This window comes from Streptomyces sp. G45, assembly GCF_049542095.1.
In the GTDB taxonomy this organism is placed as follows: domain Bacteria; phylum Actinomycetota; class Actinomycetes; order Streptomycetales; family Streptomycetaceae; genus Streptomyces.
Map to the genome: position 1 here is coordinate 3,604,052 of NZ_JBMUZU010000001.1, position 20,591 is coordinate 3,624,642.

General features: G+C 71.3%; 12 protein-coding genes and 3 pseudogenes. 5 read left to right on the forward strand and 10 right to left on the reverse strand.

What is annotated here, in order from left to right:
- The first annotated feature begins 39 nt into the window (after positions 1-39).
- From ACOBQU_RS14550 to ACOBQU_RS14560, 3 genes and pseudogenes are all read left to right on the forward strand, one after another.
- Positions 40-1,332, forward strand: coding sequence for an MFS transporter (locus ACOBQU_RS14550; protein WP_423627248.1), 1,293 nt, complete (start codon positions 40-42; stop codon positions 1,330-1,332).
- Between the two features lie 137 nt (positions 1,333-1,469).
- Positions 1,470-2,456 carry a DMT family transporter gene (locus ACOBQU_RS14555; protein WP_423627249.1) on the forward strand — a complete coding sequence of 329 codons (987 nt, stop codon included), beginning with the start codon at positions 1,470-1,472 and terminating at the stop codon, positions 2,454-2,456.
- A 103-nt stretch (positions 2,457-2,559) separates the two neighbouring features.
- Positions 2,560-3,542, forward strand: a pseudogene (locus ACOBQU_RS14560) (sigma-70 family RNA polymerase sigma factor).
- A 66-nt stretch (positions 3,543-3,608) separates the two neighbouring features.
- Here the strand turns inward: ACOBQU_RS14560 and ACOBQU_RS14565 are convergent.
- The 9 genes and pseudogenes from ACOBQU_RS14565 to ACOBQU_RS14605 all read right to left on the reverse strand — a co-directional run.
- Positions 3,609-3,965 (reverse strand): annotated as a pseudogene (locus ACOBQU_RS14565) (STAS domain-containing protein); the annotation flags it as partial.
- Between the two features lie 26 nt (positions 3,966-3,991).
- Positions 3,992-5,269: a thymidine phosphorylase gene (locus ACOBQU_RS14570; protein ID WP_423627251.1), complete on the reverse strand. Its 1,278-nt coding sequence runs from the start codon at positions 5,267-5,269 to the stop codon at positions 3,992-3,994.
- A 115-nt stretch (positions 5,270-5,384) separates the two neighbouring features.
- The gene (locus ACOBQU_RS14575; protein ID WP_423627253.1) at positions 5,385-5,777 is read right to left on the reverse strand and encodes a cytidine deaminase; all 393 of its coding nucleotides are present in this window, start codon (positions 5,775-5,777) and stop codon (positions 5,385-5,387) included.
- The gene (locus ACOBQU_RS14580) at positions 5,774-7,036 is read right to left on the reverse strand and encodes an ABC transporter permease (protein ID WP_423627255.1); all 1,263 of its coding nucleotides are present in this window, start codon (positions 7,034-7,036) and stop codon (positions 5,774-5,776) included. Before ACOBQU_RS14580 ends, ACOBQU_RS14575 begins: the two co-directional genes overlap by 4 nt.
- Positions 7,033-8,163 carry an ABC transporter permease gene (locus tag ACOBQU_RS14585; RefSeq protein WP_423627257.1) on the reverse strand — a complete coding sequence of 377 codons (1,131 nt, stop codon included), beginning with the start codon at positions 8,161-8,163 and terminating at the stop codon, positions 7,033-7,035. The genes ACOBQU_RS14580 and ACOBQU_RS14585 overlap by 4 nt, the downstream gene beginning before the upstream one ends.
- Positions 8,160-9,803 (reverse strand): ABC transporter ATP-binding protein, encoded by a 1,644-nt coding sequence (locus ACOBQU_RS14590; protein ID WP_423634480.1) that lies wholly within the window; start codon positions 9,801-9,803, stop codon positions 8,160-8,162. The genes ACOBQU_RS14585 and ACOBQU_RS14590 overlap by 4 nt, the downstream gene beginning before the upstream one ends.
- A gap of 225 nt (positions 9,804-10,028) precedes the next feature.
- Complete coding sequence (locus ACOBQU_RS14595) at positions 10,029-11,084, reverse strand: BMP family lipoprotein (protein WP_423627259.1); 1,056 nt, start codon at positions 11,082-11,084, stop codon at positions 10,029-10,031.
- 559 nt (positions 11,085-11,643) lie between these two features.
- Entirely contained in the window at positions 11,644-12,702 is a 1,059-nt protein-coding gene (locus ACOBQU_RS14600) for a BMP family lipoprotein (protein WP_423627261.1), read from the reverse strand.
- Between the two features lie 237 nt (positions 12,703-12,939).
- Complete coding sequence (locus ACOBQU_RS14605; protein WP_423634482.1) at positions 12,940-14,232, reverse strand: amidohydrolase; 1,293 nt, start codon at positions 14,230-14,232, stop codon at positions 12,940-12,942.
- 1,103 nt (positions 14,233-15,335) lie between these two features.
- Between ACOBQU_RS14605 and ACOBQU_RS14610 the strand changes: the two genes are divergently transcribed.
- On the forward strand, positions 15,336-17,714 hold the full coding sequence (locus ACOBQU_RS14610) for a glycosyltransferase family 4 protein (RefSeq protein WP_423627262.1): 2,379 nt from the start codon (positions 15,336-15,338) through the stop codon (positions 17,712-17,714).
- Between the two features lie 1,044 nt (positions 17,715-18,758).
- Positions 18,759-19,689 (forward strand): annotated as a pseudogene (locus tag ACOBQU_RS14615) (tyrosine-type recombinase/integrase); the annotation flags it as partial.
- A gap of 102 nt (positions 19,690-19,791) precedes the next feature.
- Here ACOBQU_RS14615 and ACOBQU_RS14620 read toward each other — a convergent pair.
- Positions 19,792-20,547: a barstar family protein gene (locus ACOBQU_RS14620; protein ID WP_423627264.1), complete on the reverse strand. Its 756-nt coding sequence runs from the start codon at positions 20,545-20,547 to the stop codon at positions 19,792-19,794.
- Between the last annotated feature and the right edge of the window lie 44 nt (positions 20,548-20,591).

Genomic DNA, 20,591 nt, shown 5'->3' on the forward strand with positions numbered 1-20,591 from the left:
CATTGGACGCATGAACCGGGACGGGCCTACGTTCGTGGCATGCCTCCTGCCAGTAGCGGGGCGCCCGCCACCCACGCGGTCGCCCTCACCCCAGCGTCCCCTTCGACCCCTTCCACGCCCCCCGACGACGCCCGCATGGCACCCGGAGGCCCCGGCTACCGCCGCATGAGCTTCGCGCTCTTCCTCGCGGGCGTCGCCACCTTCGCCCTGCTGTACTCCACGCAGGCCCTCCTCCCCCTGATCTCCGGTGACTTCGGCGCCAGCGCGTCCACCGCCAGCTGGACCGTGTCGGCCGCCACCGGCGCGCTCGCGCTGTGCGTGCTTCCGCTGAGCGCGCTGTCCGAGCGGTTCGGCCGCCGCACCCTGATGACCGCGTCGCTGACCGTGGCCGTCGCGGTCGGCCTGCTCGTGCCGTTCGCGCCGAGCGTCGGCTGGCTGATCGCGCTGCGCGCCGTGCAGGGCGCCGCGCTCGCCGGACTGCCCGCCTCGGCGATGGCATACCTCGCCGAGGAGGTGCGGCCCAGGGCGCTGGTCGCCGCGATCGGCCTGTTCGTCGCGGGCAACTCCATCGGCGGCATGAGCGGCCGCATCATCACCGGCTGGATCGCGCAGGCATGGGGCTGGCGCTGGGCGGTGGGCGTGGTCGGCGCCCTCGCCGTGCTGTGCGCCCTCGCCTTCCGGGCGCTGCTGCCCGCGCCGCGCCACTTCACTCCGGGCACCCTCAGCGTGAAGTCCCTGGCCCGCACGGTGCGTTCGCATCTGTCGAACCCGCTCCTGTGCCGCCTGTACGCGATCGGCGCGCTGTTCATGACGGTGTTCGGCGCCGTCTACACCGTGATCGGCTACCGCCTCACCGAGGCCCCGTTCTCGCTCCCGCAGGGCGTCATCGGCTCGATCTTCCTCGTCTACCTCGTCGGTACGGCCTCCTCCGCGGCGGCGGGCAAGCTGGTCGCGCGCCTCGGGCGGCGCGGAGCCCTCTACCTCGGCGCGGGCACCACGGCCGCCGGGCTGCTGCTCTCCCTCTCCTCCGACCTGCTCGGCGTACTGCTCGGCCTGGTCCTGATCACGGCGGGCTTCTTCGCGGGCCACGCCGTCGCGTCCTCCTCGGTGAGCCGCACCGCCACCGAGGGCCGCGCCCAGGCCTCCGCGCTCTACCAGTCCGCGTACTACGTGGGCAGCAGCGCGGGCGGCACGCTCGGCGCGGTCGCCTTCCACGCGGGCGGGTGGGGCGGCACGGTCGCCCTCGGCGTCCTCGCGGTGGTCGGCGTCGTGGGCATCACGCTGTACGGGACGCGGGTGGCGCGGGTGGGCGCGGCGGCCGCGCACCACTGAGGTCCGCCCTTCGACCGGCGCGTGCGCGCGCCGGTCGGCGTGTGTTTCCCGGCGACTCCTGGGGTACCCGGTGCGTCCCGGGCGGGTGCCCCTCCCCCTGCCCGTCCGGGCTCCGCCGTTGAGGGATCCGGGTCACCGTGAGGCGTACGACTGCTCAGGAACGTACGAACACTTCCGCGGGTACGGGCACGGCGCGCCGCACCGCCGACGACGGGCGGGCGGCGCGGCCCTTCTGGGGCGTGGCCACCGGCGCGGTCACGCTCGGGGTCGCGCCGGTCCTGCTCGACCTGTCGAAGGCGTCCGCGGCCACGGCGTCGTTCTTCCGCTGTGTGATCGCGCTGCCGTTCCTCGCGCTGCTCGCCGTCCCCGAGCGGCGCCGCGAGGGCGCGCCGACCCGCCACCAGCACGGCACGGCGGCGCTCGCCGGGCTGCTGTTCGCCGGGGACATGCTGCTGTGGACCCAGTCCATCGGCGAGGTCGGCGCGGGCCTTTCCACCGTCCTCGTCAATGTGCAGGTGGTCCTGGTGCCGCTGCTCGCGTGGGCCGTCGACCGGGAGCCGGTGCCCCGCCGCTTCCTGTGCTGGCTGCCCGTGCTCGCGGTGGGCGTGGTGCTCACCGGCGGCGTGGTCGGGGGCGGCGGCACGGGCAGCGACCCGGCCGCGGGCACGCTGCACGCGGTGCTCGCGGCGCTGTGCTACTCGGGCTTCCTGTTCCTGCTGCGGCGCGGCGGGGGCGGCGGGCACGCCCGGCAGACGTACACGGTGGTGACGCTGGCGGCGGCCACCGGATCGCTGCTCGCCGGGCTGCTCTGGTACGGCGTCGACCTCGCCCCGGCCGCGCCGACGCTCGGCTGGCTCGCGGGGGCGGCCTTCACCAGCGGCGTGGTGGGCTGGCTGCTCGTCGCGGTGCACTCCCCCGGGCTGCCGAGCCACATCGGGGCGATCCTGCTCCTGCTGACCCCGGTCGCCGCGCTCGCGCTCAGCGCCGCCGCGCTCGGCGAGCGCCCCGGCCCGCTCCAGATCGCGGGCTGCGCGGTGCTGCTCGCGGGAGCGTACGGGGCCACGGCGGGGGCGCGGGGCGCGGGCGCGCGGCCGGGGGCGCACCCCGGCCGTGAACGGCCCTGACCTGCGGGTTCCTCCGCTCCGGAGGCCGTTGTCAGTGGGCTGCTGTAGCTTCCCCGTACTGGTATTTCCGCGCCGGCGGGCGAAGGCACAGGGGTGGGTCGGAATGAGCAGGACTGTAGGGGCGACGACGGAGCTGGACGCGAGCCTGGAGAAGCACCGCGTCGAGCTGACGGGGTACTGCTACCGCATGCTGGGCTCGGCGTTCGAGGCCGAGGACGCGGTGCAGGACACGATGGTCCGCGCCTGGCGGAGCTACGACAAGTTCGAGGGCCGCTCCAGCCTGCGCTCCTGGCTCTACCGCATCGCGACCAACGTCTGCCTGGACATGCTGAACGCGGGCAACCGCCGCGCCCGCCCCATGGACCTCACGGCCGCCACGCCCCTGGCCCAGGCGGCCCTCAACCCCCGCGAGGACCACGTCTGGCTGGAGCCGGTCCCGGACGCGCGCGTGCTGCCCTCCGTCAGCGACCCCGCCGAGGCCGCCGTCGCCAAGGAGTCGGTGCGGCTCGCCTTCGTCGCCGCCCTCCAGGACCTGCCCGCCAAGCAGCGCGCGGTGCTCATCCTGCGGGAGGTCCTGGCGTGGAAGGCCAGCGAGGTCGCCGAGCTGCTCGGCACCACGGTCGCCTCGGTCAACAGCGCCCTCCAGCGCGCCCGCGCCACCCTCGCCGAGCGCCCCGCCGACGACACGGCGACGTCCGACCCGCTGGACGAGGACCAGCTCAAGCTCCTCGACCGCTATGTGAAGGCCTTCGAGGGGTATGACATGGCGGCGCTCACCGCCCTGCTGCACGAGGACGCCGTCATGACGATGCCGCCGTTCGACCTGTGGCTGAGCGGTCCCGGCGACATCACGGGCTTCATGGCGACCTTCGGCGCGCCCTGCGCGGGCTCCCGCCTGCTCCCGGTGGCCGCCAACGGCACGCCCGCGTTCGCCCAGTACAAGCCCGACCCGGAGAACGGCGGCTTCATGCCGTGGGCGATCCAGGTCATCGAGATCTCGGGGGGCGCGTCGCCGGATTCCACTGCTTCCTCGACACCCAGCGGTGGTTCCCGCTCTTCGGGGTCCCCCTCCACCTCGACGCATAGCTCCGCGAGGCCCACCAGGCGGAGCAGGGCCCACAGGGCCGGGGTGGGGGCGCGCAGGCGCAGCCCCACACCCGCCCTGCGGGCCGCCAGGCGCAGCCGGGCGACCGCGTCGACCGTCGCCAGGTCCGCCGTGGTGACCGCGCGCAGGTCGCACACGACCTCCGGGGGCCCGTGCCCGGCGAGGCGGTGCAACTGCGCGCACAGCGCCGGGACGTCGTCCTTGCGGACGGGGCCGGTGAGGACCATCAGGTTCGTTGAGGATGCCACGTATGAGGGACCGCGCGACCCGCCGGAACTCATCGGTGGGCCGATCCAGCCCGTCCGGCGTTTGAGGACGAGCCGCGAAGCGGCGATAAGAGCGGGGTGCCAGGGGCGCAGCCCCTGGTTTCGGGAAAGGGGCGCCCGCGCGCGGAGCGCGCTCATGGATACAGCGGGGCGCCCCGCGAGGGCTAGCTCACCCGCTCCAGGACGATCGGCCCCGCCGTGAACTCCGTGCCCTGGGGGGCGATGTCGTACGCCCCCTCCAGCGCCTGGAGCGCGTACTCGAAGCGCTCAGGGGTGTCCGTGTGGAGGGTGAGCAGCGGCTGCCCGGCGGTCACGTCGGCCCCCGGCTTGGCGTGCAGTTCGACGCCCGCCCCGGCCTGCACCGGGTCCTCCTTGCGGGCGCGGCCCGCGCCCAGGCGCCACGCGGCGACCCCGACGTCGTACGCGTCGAGACGGGTGAGGACACCGGAGGCGGGGGCGGTCACGACGTGGGTCTCGCGGGCCACGGGCAGGGCCGCGTCCGGGTCGCCGCCCTGCGCGGCGATCATCCGGCGCCAGACGTCCATCGCGGAGCCGTCGGCGAGGGCCTTCGCCGGGTCGGCGTCCGGCAGGCCCGCCGCGTCCAGCATCTCGCGGGCCAGGGCGAGGGTCAGCTCGACGACGTCGGCCGGGCCGCCGCCCGCAAGGACCTCGACGGACTCGCGGACTTCGAGGGCGTTGCCCGCGGTCAGGCCGAGCGGCGTGGCCATGTCGGTGAGGAGGGCGACCGTGCGGACGCCGTGGTCGGTGCCCAACCCGACCATCGTGGAGGCCAGTTCGCGGGCGTCGTCGAGCGTCTTCATGAAGGCGCCGGTGCCGACCTTCACGTCCAGGACCAGGGAGCCCGTACCCTCCGCGATCTTCTTGGACATGATGGAGGAGGCGATCAGCGGGATGGCCTCCACGGTGCCGGTCACATCGCGCAGCGCGTAGAGCTTCTTGTCGGCGGGGGCCAGGCCGTCGCCCGCCGCGCAGATGACGGAGCCCACGCCGTCGAGGACGCTCAGCATCTCCTCGTTGGAGAGCAGGGCGCGCCAGCCGGGGATGGCCTCCAGCTTGTCGAGGGTGCCGCCGGTGTGGCCGAGGCCGCGCCCGGAGAGCTGCGGGACGGCGGCGCCGCACGCGGCGACCAGCGGGGCCAGCGGCAGCGTGACCTTGTCGCCGACGCCGCCGGTGGAGTGCTTGTCGGCGGTGGGCCGGGAGAGGGAGGAGAAGTCCATGCGCTCACCGGAGGCGATCATCGCGGCGGTCCAGCGGGCGATCTCCCGGCGGTTCATGCCGTTCAGGAGGATCGCCATGGCCAGGGCCGACATCTGCTCGTCGGCGACGGCGCCGCGCGTGTACGCGTCGATGACCCAGTCGATCTGCGCGTCGCTCAGTTCGCCCCGGTCCCGCTTCGTACGGATGACGGAGATGACGTCCATGGCACTTCCCTTCCGGCTGTTCGGCGTACGTCCGTGCGGTGCCGTACGCGCTCGCGACTCTACGCGCATAGAGACCGGAGCTGAAGAAGGCCCCCACCGTCGGCGGGGGCCCTGCTCAGTTCAGGTTCTCCGGGCCGAACGCGTCCGGAAGCAGCTCCCCCAGCGTCCGCACCCCGGACGCCGTCTCCAGGAGCAGCTCCGCGCCGCCGAACTCGTACAGGAGCTGGCGGCAGCGCCCGCACGGCATCAGGACCTCGCCCTCGCCGTCCACGCACGTGAAGTGCGTGAGACGGCCGCCGCCGGTGAGCTGGAGCTGCGAGACCAGGCCGCACTCGGCGCACAGGCCGAGGCCGTAGCTCGCGTTCTCCACGTTGCAGCCGGAGACCGTGCGGCCGTCGTCGACGAGGGCCGCCGCGCCGACCGGGAAGCCCGAGTAGGGCGCGTACGCGCGGGACATGGCCGCGCGCGCGGCGGCCCGCAGGGCCTCCCAGTCGACAGCGGTGGTCACTTGCCTTGTCCCTTCCGGTACGGCATGCCGTCCGCCTTCGGCATCCGAAGGCGCTGGGCTGACAGGGAGAGGACGAGCAGCGTCACCACGTACGGAGTGGCCGTGACGACCTGGTTCGGGACCTCGTCGGTGAGGCCGTACCAGGCGAACATCAGCGCCGAGACCGCCGCGGTGATCGCCGCGGGGACATAGCGCTTGCGCCACACCAGGTAGATCGCACCGATGACCAGAAGGATGGCGATCAGGAGCAGCAGGGCGTGGACATTCGTGCCGCCGCCCCGCAGCTTCAGGCTGTCGGTGTAACCGAACAGGCCCGCGCCGAGGGCGAGGCCGCCCGGCATCCAGTTGCCGAAGATCATCGCGGCGAGGCCGATGTAGCCGCGCCCGCCGGTCTGGCCCTCCAGGTAGATGTTGGAGGCGACCAGGGACAGGAACGCGCCGCCGAGCCCGGCGAGGCCGCCGGAGATCACGACCGCCAGGTACTTGTACTTGTAGACGTTGACGCCGAGCGACTCGGCCGCGACCGGGTTCTCGCCGCAGGAGCGAAGCCGCAGGCCGAAGGAGGTGCGCCACAGCACGAACCAGCTCAGCGGCACCATCGCCACGGCGATCACGGTCAGCGGGGAGACGTCGGTGAGCAGCCCGCCGAGCAGGCCCGCCACGTCGGAGACCAGGAACCAGTGCTTCTGGTTGAGGTCCGTCAGCCAGTCCGAGAGGCCGGGGACGGAGAACTTGCCCAGGGACTCCACGCCCGGCGACTGCTTGGACGTGCCGCCCTCCTCGCCCTCGAAGGCGAAGGTGGACAGGTAGCGGGTGGTGCCGAGGGCGAGGATGTTCAGGGCCACGCCGGACACGATGTGGTTGACGTTGAACGTGACGGTGACGATCGCGTGCAGCAGGCCGCCGATCGCGCCGCCGAGGACGCCGAAGACGACGCCGGTCCAGGGGCCCCACTGGTAGCCCGCCCAGGCGCCGAACCAGGTGCCGAGGATCAGCATGCCCTCGAGGCCGATGTTGACCACGCCCGCGCGCTCGGCCCACAGGCCGCCGAGACCGGCGAGGCCGATCGGCACGGCCAGGCGCAGGGCGCTGGACATCTGGCCGGTGGAGGTGATGCCGTCCGCGTCGGTGACCATGCGGACGACCGACGTCAGGACGAGGACGCCCGCGATGATCAGGAGCAGGACGGGCAGCGAGATCCGGCGGCTGCCCGGGGTGGGCTTCGCGGGCGCTGCCTTGGTGACGGTCGCCGTGCTCATCGGGCGGCCACCTCCTTCACGGAGTCGTTGGTGCCGTTGTGCTGAGCGCGGGCGGCCGCGGCGAGTTCCTCACCGACGCGCTGCTGCTGGCGCTTGAGGCCCCAGCGGCGCACGGCCTCGTAGCTGACCACGACCGCGATCACGATCAGGCCCTGCATGATGACCGCGATCTCCTTGTCGTACCCCTCGTAGTCCAGGGCCTGCGAGGCCTTGGCGAGGAAGGCCCACAGCAGCGAGGCGAGGGCGATGCCGACGGGGTTGTTGCGGCCGAGCAGGGCGATGCCGATGCCGGTGAAGCCGAGTCCGGTGGGGAAGCTCAGGCTGTAGGTGTGGACGTCGCCGAGCAGGATCGGCATGCCCGCGAGACCGGCGACGGCACCGGAGAGCACCATCGCGGTGAGCATCATGCGCTTGGCGTTGACGCCGGACGCGGCGGCGGCGGACTGCGAGGCGCCGGTGGCGCGCAGGTCGAAGCCGAAGCGGGTGCGGTTGAGGACCAGCCAGTACAGGACGCCCGCGACGACGGCGAGGATCACGAAGCCGTAGATCTCGCCGGAGGCGCCCATGTCGATGCCGGGGAACCAGCCCGACTTGTGCATCACGCCGGTGGTCTGGTTGTTGCCGACCGGGACGCCGAAGTTCTCGTCCAGGGTGAGCCAGGCGATCAGGCTCGTCGCGATCGCGTTGAGCATGATCGTGGCGACCACCTCGCTGACGCCGCGGGTGGTCTTCAGCACGCCCGCGATGCCCGCCCAGAACGCGCCGGTGAGCATGGCGACCAGGATCAGCAGCGGCAGCTGGAGCCCGGACGGCAGCGACACGTGCGCGCCGACGACGGCGGTGACCATCGCGGCGAGCCGGTACTGGCCGTCGACGCCGATGTTGAACAGGTTCATCCGGAAGCCGATGGCCACCGCGAGCGCGGCCAGGTAGTACATCCCGGCCTCGTTGATGATCAGGACCTGGACGTCGGAGTACGTGGCCTGCTCGAACATCAGGGTGTACGGCTCGATCGGGCTCTTGCCCGAGGCGAGCAGGACGACCGAGGTGAGCACCATGGCCGCAACGAGCGCGATGACCGGTCCGGCCAGCGCGAGGAGCAGGCGCTCCTTGTCGAACTTCTTCATCGGGCCTCGTCCTCCGGACCGGCTTCTTCTGTTACGTCTTCGGGGGCCACGGTGTCGCCGGGCTCCCGGGGCGGCTGAGCCTGCTCCAGGTGCCCCGACGCCGCGCCCGTCATGGCCGAGCCCAGCTTCTCCGGCGTGATCGACGCCGGGTCGGCGTCCGCGACGAGCTTGCCGCGGTAGATCACCCGCAGGGTGTCGGAGAGCCCGATCAGCTCGTCCAGGTCGGCGGAGATGAGCAGCACGGCCAGGCCCTCGCGGCGGGCCTCGCGGATCTGGTCCCAGATCTGCGCCTGCGCGCCGACGTCCACGCCCCGGGTGGGGTGCGCGGCGATCAGGAAGCGCGGCTTGTGGCTCATCTCGCGGCCGACAATCAGCTTCTGCTGGTTGCCGCCGGACAGCGAGGCCGCAGTGACGTCGATGCCGGGCGTGCGGACGTCGTACTCCTCGACGATGCGCCGGGTGTCGGCCTGCGCGCCCTTGGTGTCGAGCCAGAAGCCGCGCTTGCCGCGGACGTTGGGCTTCTCGGTGACGTGGCCGAGGATGCGGTTCTCCCAGAGCGGGGACTCCAGGAGCAGGCCGTGGCGGTGGCGGTCCTCGGGGATGTAGCCGACGCCCTCCTCGCGGCGCCTGCGGGTCTCCCAGGCGGTGATGTCCTCACCGGCGAGCCGGATGGTGCCGGAGTCGGCGTGCCTCAGGCCGATGAGGGCGTCGATCAGCTCGGTCTGGCCGTTGCCCTCGACGCCCGCGAGACCGAGCACCTCGCCCTCGTGGATGGTGAAGGAGATGTCGTCGAGCAGCGCCCGGTCCGAGCCGTCGGCGAGCAGCCTGAGGCTCTCGACCTCGATCATCGGCCGGTCGGTGACGGTCGACTCGGCGGTCTCCGGGGTCGGCAGTTCGCTGCCGACCATCAGCTCGGCGAGCTGGCGCGGGGTGGTCTCGGACGGCACGGCGGTGCCCACCGTCGTACCGCGCCGGATGACGGTGATGTCGTCGGCGACGGACAGGACCTCGCCGAGCTTGTGCGAGATGAAGATGACGGACAGGCCCTCGGACTTCAGCTCGCGCAGGTTGTCGAAGAGCGCGTCGACCTCCTGCGGCACGAGGACCGCGGTCGGCTCGTCGAGGATCAGGGTGGTGGCGCCGCGGTAGAGCACCTTGAGGATCTCCACGCGCTGGCGGTCGGCGACGCCGAGGTCCTCGACGTACGCGTCGGGGCGCACCCCGAGGCCGTACCGCTCGGAGATCTCCAGGACCCTGCGGCGGGCCCGGGAGCCGATCCCGTACAGCTTCTCGCTGCCCAGGACGATGTTCTCCAGGACGGTGAGCTGGTCGGCGAGCATGAAGTGCTGGTGCACCATGCCGATGCCGCGCGCGATGGCGTCGGCGGGGCTGTGGAAGGCGACCTGCTGGCCGTCGACGGCGATGGTGCCCTCGTCCGGCTTCTGCATGCCGTAGAGGATCTTCATCAGGGTCGACTTGCCCGCGCCGTTCTCGCCGACGAGGGCGTGCACGGTGCCCTTGCGGACGCTCAGGTGGATGTCGTGGTTGGCCACGACGCCCGGGAACCGCTTGGTGATGCCGGTCAGTTCCACCGCGCAGGCGGTGGTGGCGGTGGGCGGAGGGGTGGTGGACGCGTCGATGGCGCACTCTCCTTGGGGACTTACGACCTGTCGCACCCCAGGTCGATAAGGAAAGGGGCCTGCGCCGCGCACGCGGTGGTGCCCCTGCTTCACGCCTCTGGCGCCACCGCGCCCGCCGACTGACCGGCGGGGCGCGGTGGTGGAGGCCTTGGCCGCGCGAACGGGGTGTGAGCTGGCCGTCCGGCCGTCGTCCCCACACCCCGTCCCGCGGCGATCACGTCGCCGCTACAGCGCCGTCTTGACCTTGATCTTGCCGCTGGTGATGCCCTGCTCGGCCTTCTTCAGGGCGGCCTGAAGGTCCTTCATCTTGGTGAACTCCGGGTTGGAGTCGGCGAGTCCGACGCCGCCGGACTTCAGGTCGGCGCGCACGACACCGCCCTCGGCCTTGCCATCCTGAACCGACTTCACCAGGTTGTACACCGCGCCGGAGACGTCCTTCGTGGCGGACGTCAGGATGTACTTCTTGTACTTGTCGAGCGCCTTCTGCTGGTACTGGTCGGAGTCGACGCCGATCGCCCAGACCTTCTTGGCGGCGGCGGCCTCGATCACGCCCTGACCGGAGAGACCGGCGGCGTGGTAGACCACGTCGGCGCCGTCCTCGATCTGGCCGCTGGCGGCCTCCTTGCCCTTGTCCGGGCTGGAGAAGCCGCCGTCCTCGGCCTTCTCGGTGAGGAACTGGCGCTTGATCTTCACCGACTTGTCGGTGGCCTGCACGCCCTGGACGAAGCCCGCCTCGAACTTGCGGATCAGCGGGTTGTCGACGCCGCCGACGAAGCCGACGGTCTTGGACTTGGTGGCCTTGGCGGCCGCGACGCCCGCCAGGTAGGAGGACTGCTCCTCGTTGAAGACCAGGTCCGCGACGTTCTTGGCGTCGATGGTGGCGTCGTCGACGATGCCGAAGGTGGTGTCGGGGTGCTTGGCCGCGACCTCCTTGACGGCGGGCGCGTAGGCGAAGCCGACGCCGATGACCGGGTTGTAGCCCTGCTTGGCCAGCTCGGTGAGGCGCTGGATCTTGTCGGCGTCGGACTCGCCGTCGGTGGGCTCGACGGCCTTCTTGCCGATGCCGAACTCCTTGGCCGAGCGGTTCATGCCGTCCGTCGCGGCGTCGTTGAAGGACTGGTCGCCCGCGCCGCCGATGTCGTACGCGATCGCGACGCCCTTCTTCTTGCCGCCGTCCTCGCTCTTGGCGGCGTCGCTGGAGGTGCCGCCGCAGGCGGTGGCGGTGACGGCGAGGGCGGCGGTCGCGGCGGACGCGAGCGCGATTCGGGACACCCGGCGCATAGGGACGAACTCCTTAGACAAGGACCTGGCGCGTACGCGGGCACGGTCGCCGCGGGTGCGCGGCTTGGCGTGCGTGCGCGGCGAAGACGTACGGGGGCGTACGCGAGGACGTACGTGAGGTGCGCCTCACCCGGCGCGATTTCGCCGCAGCGTAACGCGCGTAGACCTGACATAAGAACCCTTCTGTCCGCTCCGTTATCGAGCTGTGGCCCCCGGGCGACGGGGGGATGACGGCCGGGTGATCACGCCGTCAGGGGCCCCACCTGGGGCGGATCGTCCGGGGGCCAACGGGTTATACGTACGACGCGTGAACGCGGTGTGAAGCGGGTGGCGCGGGAGTTATACGTACGACGTGAACCTCCCCACGGTGGGGTGGCTTTGGGCCCCGGAGTGATCACCGGCGCCTGGGCGGGCGGGGGCGGGCGGGGGCCTCTGCGGGTGTTGGGCGGGGGCCTCTGCGAGGGCCGGGCGGGGGCCGCGCGGAGGCCGCTGCGAGGGCCGCGCGGAGGCTGGAAATCGCCCCTCGGGCTCGCCCCCGGCCTCCGGGCGGGCCGCTCCCCTACGGCTTGGTGCTGACCTTGACCCTGCCGCTGATGATGTCCTCCTTGGCCTTCTCGACCGCGGCGACGATGTCCTTGTTGTTCCGGTACGCGGGGTTGGAGTCCGAGAACCCCACCCGCCCCGACCGCAGGTCGTACCGCTGGGTGCCGGACATGGGCTTGCCCCGTACGACCGACTTCGTCAGGTCGTACACCGCGCCGCCGACGTCCTTGAAGGCGGAGCCGAGGATGTACTTCCGGTACTTGGCCAGGGCCTTCTGCCGGTACTGGTCGGAGTCGACGCCGATCGCCCACTTCTTCTGGGAGCCCGCCTCCTGGATCACGCCCTGCCCGGAGAGCCCGGCGGCGTGGTAGAGGACGTCCGCCCCGGCTTCGAGCTGGCCGCTCGCGGCGTCCTGGCCCTTGTCGGGGCTGGCGAAGCCGCCCTCCTCGGGCTTCTCGGTCAGATAGCGCTTCTCGATCCTGATCTTCGGGTCGACCGACTTCACGCCCTGGACGAACCCGGCCTCGAACTTGTGGATGATCGGGATGTCGACGCCGCCGATGAAGCCGACGTGCCGGGCCTTGGTGGCCTTCGCCGCAGCGACCCCGGCGAGGTAGGAGCCCTGTTCCTCGTGGAAGACGAGGTCGGCGACGTTGTCGGCCTGGACGGTGTTGTCGTCGACGACGCCGAAGGTGGTCTTCGGGAACTTCTTGGCGACCTCCTGGACGGCGGGGGCGTAGATGAAGCCGACGCCGATGACCGGGTCGTAGCCCTGCCGGGCGAGCTGCTCGATGCGCTGGACCTTGTCGGCACTGGACTCGCCGTCGCCCGGCTCCATGTCGACGCCGCCGATCTTGAAGTCCTTGCGGGCCCGCTCGTAGCCGCTGTGCGCGGCGTCGTTGAAGGACTGGTCGCCCTGGCCTCCGATGTCGTACGCGAGGCCGATGCCCTTGCCGTGGTAGCCGCCCTTGTCGCGGCCGCCGCTGTCGTCGTCCTTGGCGGCGTCGCTGCTGGTCTCACCGCAGGCGGTGGCCACCAGGGCGAGGGCGGCCACCGCGAGGCACACGCGGGTCACGCGCTTGCGCGGACGGACGGGACGGGACTGCCGCGACGGACGGACGGGACGGGACTGCTGCGGAGGTACGGGACGTGGTTGCTGCGGACGTACTGGAAGCACTGGACGCACCCCTTACGTTCCCCGACGCGCCCCTGACGGGCGCGGATTCCGCGCCGCTGTGGGCGCCGATCCGGCGCACCCTAACGCGCGTAGAAAGGGAGGGGAAAGGGAGGGGAACGCGTCCGGAGACGGCCGTTACCGATTCGTGGCGGCGTCCAGGAGCGCGGCGGCCGTGAACAGCTCCACGCCCACCGTGATCGCGTGCTCGTCGGCGTCGAAGTCCCCCTGGTGGAGGTCGCGGACCGTGCGCTCGCCGGGCGAGCGGACGCCGAGCCGGGCCATGGCGCCCGGCACGTGCTCCAGGTACCAGGAGAAGTCCTCGCCGCCGAGGCTCTGCTCGGTGCCCTCGACGGCGTCGGGGCCGCGGCGGGCGGCCATGGAGTCGCGCAGCAGCTCCGTCACGTCCGGGTCGTTGACGACCGGCGGCACGCCCCGGACGTAGTTGATCTCCAGCTTGGCGCGGTACAGGTCGGCGACCTCCTGGAGCGCGGCGTGCACGAGGTCGGGGGCCCGGCGCCAGGTGTCGATGTCGAGGCAGCGGATGGTGCCGGACAGCTCGGCGTGCTGCGGGATCACGTTGCAGGCGTGGCCCGCGTCGACGCGGCCCCAGGTCAGGGCGAGGCCCGAGCGGGCGTCGACGCGGCGGGCGACGAGCGCGGGCACCTCCGTGACGACCTTCGCGGCGGCCGTGACGAGGTCGACGGTCAGGTGCGGGCGGGCCGTGTGGCCGCCCGGGCCGTCCAGGAAGACCTCAAGGCGGTCGCAGGCGGAGGTGATGGGGCCCTGCCGCAGGCCGATGCGCCCGGCGTCGACGCGCGGGTCGCAGTGGACGGCGATGATCCGGCCCACCCCGTCGAGGACGCCGAAGTCCACGGCGTCGGTGGCGCCGCCGGGCAGCACCTCCTCGGCGGGCTGGAAGACGAGCCGCACCGGCTGCGGCAGTTGACCGCGTTCCGCCAGGTCGGCGAGGACGAGCCCGGCGCCGAGGACGACGGTGGTGTGCACGTCGTGGCCGCAGGCGTGGGCGCGGTCCGGGACGGTGGAACGGTACGGCACGTTCCGCTTGGTGTCCGGGATGGGCAGGGCGTCGATGTCCGCGCGCAGCGCGAGGATGGGCCGTCCGCGCAGGTCGGGGGTGCCGCCGATGTCGCAGACGAGTCCGGTGCCGCCGCCGAGTACGCGGGGCGCGAGTCCGGCCCGCTCCAGGCGGGCCTTGATCGCCGACGTCGTACGGAACTCCTGGTTGCCGAGCTCCGGGTGCATGTGCAAGTCGCGGCGGAACGCGACGAGTTCGACGCGGAGGGCCTCCGGCAGGGTGCCGGGCAGGTCGGGGCGCGCGCCGGTCGGCTCGGCGGCGCCCGTTGGTTCTCCGGGTGGCGTGGCCCCGGCGCCTTCGGACGTGCCTTCGGATGCGGACTCGCGGGACATCAATTGCTTCACCCTGTGAAGGGTAAGACGACCAACCGGTCAACTAAGCCTCGATCAACAAAAGTTCAGCCAGATTGAGGTAAGAAAAGTGGCCCCCGAGCGCATGTCCGCTTCATCCGGAGGGTAGGAAGAATAGTTACCTCCTCTTTGCGGAGAGCGATCACCGCAGGTCAGCTGCCTCAAACCAGCGATGCAGGGTCATCCTTGAGGCGGAGGAGGGGGGCGAGTCCCGCCAAGCGGCTGACGGGCAGGGGGCGGGGCTGTGGCGGGGTGGGGTGGGTGTGCCGGGGTGCCGGGGCACTCGGGCCGTTGGGGGGACCAGGGGCGCTGGGGGCGCTGGCTTGGCGGGGTGTGGCGCGGCTTGGGGCGGCCCGCCTTGGCGCGCGGGTGGGCCTGCGGGCGCGTCGCCGCTGTCCGGGCCGGGACACAACAGCACATGACTCCCGGACGCGACCGGGTCGGCGCACGGCGGCGCGGCCCGCAGGTGGTCGGCACCGGCCAGGGGGGCGGGCGCGGTGCCTGCGCCCGATTCTCGAGGGCGCCGCTCAACGAATGATCAACAACGGTTGAACGGTCCGCCGCTGGCGCTCGGCGCGGCGCCTGCCACCGCCGAAGCCGTGCGGCGCACACCGATCCGTGCGCCCCGCTCCACATCCGCCCCCACCGAATCCACGGGGCCCGCACCAATCCGCGCGCCGCTCCCGGCCGAACGTAAGGGTGTGCGGCTCCGTCCCGGGCTCCGCGGACTGTCCCTGGCCGGGGAGTCACGAGCCGCGCGCCAGCACCCGGCATGCTCCCCGCGACGACCGGGTGCCGGGTGGTCCGCCGCGTCGCGGCCGGTTGTCCCACCGGAGCGGCGGACGGTGCGGGCCGGTGACCTTCCCACCGGCCCGCACGCCCGCCGCGCATGCCCCGCGCACGCCCCACCCACACGCCCCGCCACACCTCCCGCCCGCACACCACACCCGCCCCACCCGCGAACCGCCCCCGCACGCCCGGCCCACGACAGCACCCCACCCCCCATTCGCCGCTTTTATCCCCCGCGTTGACAACGCCTCGCGCGCCATGAATTCATGCCCGTTCTTCGGACCGGGAGATCTGGGTTGAAAATCGCATTCCTGATTCACAACGCGTACGGGATCGGCGGCACCATCCGCGCCACGGCGAACCTTTCCGGCGCGCTCGCCGCCGCCCGTCACGAGGTCGAGGTCGTCAGCGTGCACCGGGTGGCGGAGGAACCGGAATTACCCTTCGACCCGCGCGTACGGTTACACGCGCTGATCGACATGCGCGAGGACAGCCCGTCGTACGAGGGCGAGCACGCGTTGACGCGCCGCCCGAACAGCATGTTCCCCGAGAAGGGCGTGGACTTCGGCCGACTGCGCTTCACCGCGCTGCACGACCGGCGCATCGCCGCGTACCTGAAGGCGACGGACGCCGACGCGGTCATCGCGACGCGCCCCATACTCAACGGATATCTGGCGCGCTACGGGCGCCCGATGCGCGAGCGCGGCGGATATCTCCGCATAGGCCAGGAACACCTTTCTCTGAACGCCCACAGCGAGCAGCTGCGCCGCGACCAGAATTCCGCGACGGCGCGGGGACTGGACGCCTTCGTGACGGTCTCCGAGGCGGACGCGGCGGCGTACCGCGCGGCGCTTCCCGGCGTCGGGGCCAGAATCCTGTGCGTACCGAACGGCGTCAGCGCGCCCGCGGTCGCGCCGTCGCGCCTCGACTCCCGTGTGATCGTGGCGGCGGGCCGCCTGGTGGCGGTGAAGCGGTACGACCGGCTGGTCTCCGCGTTCGCGAAGGTCGCCGCCGAGTACCCCGACTGGACGCTGCGGATCTACGGCCGCGGTCCCGACCGCGCCCGGCTGCGCCGCCTCATCGACGAACTCGGGCTCTACGACCGGGCGTTCCTCATGGGGCCGGTGTCGCCGGTCGAGACGGAGTGGGCGAAGGGGGCGGTCGCGGCGGTCTCCTCCGACATGGAGTCGTTCGGAATGACGATCGTCGAGGCCATGCACTGCGGTGTCCCCGTCGTCGCGACGGACTGCCCCCACGGCCCGGCGGAGATCATCACGCACGGCGAGGACGGTCTGCTCGTACCGCTGGCGGGCGAGGTGGACGCGTACGCGGACGCGCTGAAGGCGCTCATCGGGGACGGTGGTCTGCGCGCCCGACTGGGCGCGGCGGCCCGCGCGAAGGCGGCGACGTACGCCCCCTCGGTGATCGCGCGCCGCTATGAGCAGTTGTTCGAGTCCCTGCTGCGCACGTCTCCGGCCCGGCCGCGCCTGAGTACGCGGCTCCGCCGGGCCGTGACCGGCGGCCCGTACCGCGCCACGCCCGCGCCCGTGCCGGAGCGGGCCACCGCGCTCCCCACGGCCGCCACCGCCGCTACCGCCGCTACCGCCTCCGCCCGCGTCACCGCCGACGGGAGCCTGGCCGTCGTCCTCGCCCACCGCACGCTCCCGCGGGGCCCCCTCGACCTGCTCCTGCGCAAGCGGAAGGACCCCGAGCGGCGCGAGGTGCGGCTGCCGGTGCCGCCGCCGGTGCCGGTGGCGCCGCGTGTGGTGGAAACGGTCGCCACCGTGCGCCGCGCGGCCCACGTCCTCACCGAGGGCCGCTGGGACTGCTATGTCACGCCCAGCGACCACGTCACGCCCAGCGACAAGCCCGCCGACCGTCACCGCCTGCGCGCCCATCTCGTCGAGACCGCGGCCCTGCTGACCCTCCCACCGGTCATCGCCGCCGACGGGTCCGTCTCCTCCTGGATCCCGTACACCACAGCGGACGGCTACCTGGCGCTGCGCACCTGGCTGCGGCCCGCGCACGCGGAGGTGGAACGGGTGCTGGTCACCGAGGAGGGCCTGACGGTGACGGGGCTGCTCCTGGGCGCCGCGGAACTCCCCCCGACCGGCGCGACGGCAACGGCCACGCGCCGCACACCGGCGCCGCCGATCCCCGGCGGCCCCACACCCCCACTCGCACCGGACATCACCGTCCCGCTCCACCCCCTCCCCTCACCGCCCCCCCACCCCCCGCTTCCAGTTCACGCTCCCCTACGCCGAGGCCCACACCCACCACGGCACGGCGGACCACACCATCTGGGACCTCCACGTCCAGACCCCCACGACCCGCGTCCCCCTGGGCCGCATCACCGGCGACATCCCCGACCGCAAAAAGCCCAACCCCTACCCCCCGGTGCACCTCCCCCACCCCCACACCGGCCCCACCCGCCTCAGGCCCTACTACACAACAACGAACGCCCTATCCCTCAGCGCCCGCCACGTCCCACCACCTGCATGACAGCTCCCCTCTTCCCCGCCCCGCCCGCCCCTCTGCCCTCGCACCATGAGCGGACGCGTCCCGCACACCGTGCCTCTCCTGGCACCGAGTTGTACGACGGCGCTGCTGACCACGGCCGCAGCGGTGGCGCCACGGCCGCGTCTTCCGCCTCTGAGGACAAGGCAGGCCTTTGAAGCGCGGGCCCACGGGGTCTACGGGGTCTACGGGGATGTCGTCAACGGAACACCTCCGCCCAGCCCCATCCCTCGTCCCTCGCCCTGCTCAGAAAAGCGGGGTTCTTGAGCGGCCATCAGGACTGTCACGCACGCACTACGTCTGGCAGACGAGAAGCGGGGTGGGGCCCAGTCGCGTGGCCGGGTGTGCGGCCCGACGGCGGTAAACCGCCACCGACCGCTCGACCAACGTCCAAACAGAGCGCGCCTCCGCCCCCGGAGCCATTATCGGCGAGTTCTCCATACGACATGTGGCCCGTCGAACTCGCCAGCACCAAGCGAGTGTTCGGGCTCTCGACGCACCGCAGAAAGGTGCCCGCACAGCACGAATCCCGATCCGCTCAGGTAGCGCAGTCCAAGTGAGATACCGCTCCCACCATTCTTCTCGGATGTCAGCGAAGGCCAACATCCGCATGCGCTCCGCTTCCTCGGCACAGCGGATCAACGACCTCTCGGTACCACACGACCAGTTGCATCGCCTGCACGCCTTCACAGAGCAAGTCGAGCGATGACTCCTCCGCGTCGGCCGGAGCGGCATGGATGAGAAGCTGGGAGTGCCCCTCATAGCGCCAAACCCTAAAAGTGCGTTCAGAGGAGAGCCATGCGGAAGGATCGGATTCATCATCGGAATGGATTGTCAACCGGCTCTCCCCTTCTGTACCAGTGATCCTGCCCCACACGTGTGGAGACTGGATCACCCGATAGAGTTCCCAGTTGGTCAACCCTTCGAATCCGCTCGGGTCAACCAACCTGCCGTCACGTGCTGACGCCACGGGGTCTGTGAACCCGTCCAGGTTGAACGAAATGCGAGTCTCTGATCTTGGCCCAAGGTACCTGTTCAGTTTCTTGCGCCAAGGGCCATTTCCAGGCCAGTCCGCCACCCTCAAAGAGGGCCGAGGTCTGCGGCAGTGCCGCGGGTAGTTCGCTGTAGGGCAGTTGCGCACCCGCACCGGTGAGGCCGACGGCAAGCGGGGCGGAGACAGGAACGGGCTGCGGCCCCGCAGGGCCGGAGACGTCCGCGCCTGGCTCAACCAGCTCCGCACCCAGTGCCAGCCGCGCAGGCGGCCTCGACACCCGGCGCAACCACCCCCGTTGTTGTGCGCTCGGCAGGTGCCGCGGAATGACCCTGTCACCGCTGACGCTGACCTGCGTGCACTCCGTCCTCGTGTCCGCGCTCGAGCACGCCGTCAGGGAGGACAAGATCCCGCGCAACGCCGCCCGCAACGTCCGCACCGGCACTCCGCGGCCCCGACGCTTCGAACCCCTCACAGCCGACGAAGCCCGCCAGCTCCTCACCACAGCCCAAGGCCACCGGCTGTACGCCCTGTTCGAACTCGCCCTCCACACCGGACTCCGCAAGGGCGAACTCCTCGGTCCACTGGGAAGGCCTCAACCTCGACACGGGCACCGCCGTCATCCGCCGAACCCTCCAGCGCACCAATGCGGGCGATCTCACCACGCTGCCCACCGAGACGCGAGCCTCCGAGCGCCGCATCGCCCTCCCCACCCGCTGCGTCCAATCGCTGAAGTTCCACCGTGAGCAGCAACAGCGCGAACGTGAGGCCGCAGACGCCGCGTGGCAGCACAGCGGCACGTGTTCACCACTGCGCAAGGCCGACCGATCGACCCGACCAACCTCACCCGCGCCTTCACCACACTCCTCCGCAGTGCTGGTCTCCGCCGCATCCGCTTTCACGACCTCCGCCACTCCACCACAACCCTGCTCCTGAAGCAGGGAGTCGAACTCGTCGTGATCAAAGAACTCCTCGGCCACGCCCACATCGGCGTCACCGCCACCGTCTACGCCCACGTCAGGCTCCGCCCCCAGCGAGACGCCATCGACACCCTCGGCACCGTGCTCGTCAGCCGGGAGGCCGACGAGACGGCACGCTCCGACGGCGACGAACCGCCAATCTGTGCCGCCCGCGCCCACTGACGTTGCCGTCAACTACTGCCGTAAAGACCCACTGAAGGCCCACCAGGAATCGCCCGGCGGGCCTTCAAATTTGCACTCCCGATTTCCAGAAACCGAGCGCTTCTACCTGAGCTTCACGTCTACGCCGAATTCCCTCAGAACGTCCATGACGGACGCCGACAGCGAGGCACCCATCCTTTCCTGCGCACCGGAAAAGTGTTCCCAGACCAACTCGAACGGAGCGCCAGCATTTCGGGACGACGCAAGACAATCAGCAAGCCCGTCGAGAGTGGATCCAAAATATCCACCGGGGCCATTAACCGATTCACCAAGTGCGCAGTAGAAGCTACTTTCACCGAGAATCTGCCTGCCATCGATTACACAGGTCTCTCCACCGCCGTATCTCTTAGCCGCATGACCAGTTTCGAACCAGGAGTTCTGAACCACATGGAGCCAGCTATCATGCGATTCGACGGGATACCTGGCCCATTCCCCATTCTCGAGGGGACTTCCCGAAGCCCAACGACGCCAGATCGCTCCCGCCGTGGCGTACGGGCAGGTATGGCCATAGAAGGTTGCAACGAAGCCGCCCCGCTCGGGTATTCCCTCCCCTTCGAACGTAGAGCGCAGCCCCACCCGCCCGATGTAATACGACCCGATCGCCTTGCCGAGCGAGTTGACCACGCGCAGCTCCACGTCGAACAGGTCCTTGCCGAGGCGGACCGGTTCTCGCGCCGACCCGTAGATCAAGATTTCCTCTGGTTGCGCGTGATCCGACTCCACAAAGAACCCGCCAATTTCGCGCGCCGCGATAATTACCGTTCCGGTCTCTTCTTCGACTAGGTGATAGAGGGGAATAATCGAACCGCTTTCACTCATCTCGCACCTTCCCGCTGCCGACCAGGCGAATTCTAGCGGAGAAT

Coding starts and splice junctions, on each gene's coding strand:
- ACOBQU_RS14550 (WP_423627248.1), top strand. CDS start 40: ATGCCTCCTGCCAGTAGCGGGGCGCCCGCCACCCACGCGGTCGCCCTC.
- ACOBQU_RS14570 (WP_423627251.1), bottom strand. CDS start 5,269: ATGGACGTCATCTCCGTCATCCGTACGAAGCGGGACCGGGGCGAACTG.
- ACOBQU_RS14580 (WP_423627255.1), bottom strand. CDS start 7,036: ATGAGCACGGCGACCGTCACCAAGGCAGCGCCCGCGAAGCCCACCCCG.
- ACOBQU_RS14585 (WP_423627257.1), bottom strand. CDS start 8,163: ATGAAGAAGTTCGACAAGGAGCGCCTGCTCCTCGCGCTGGCCGGACCG.
- ACOBQU_RS14595 (WP_423627259.1), bottom strand. CDS start 11,084: ATGCGCCGGGTGTCCCGAATCGCGCTCGCGTCCGCCGCGACCGCCGCC.
- ACOBQU_RS14605 (WP_423634482.1), bottom strand. CDS start 14,232: ATGTCCCGCGAGTCCGCATCCGAAGGCACGTCCGAAGGCGCCGGGGCC.
- ACOBQU_RS14620 (WP_423627264.1), bottom strand. CDS start 20,547: ATGAGTGAAAGCGGTTCGATTATTCCCCTCTATCACCTAGTCGAAGAA.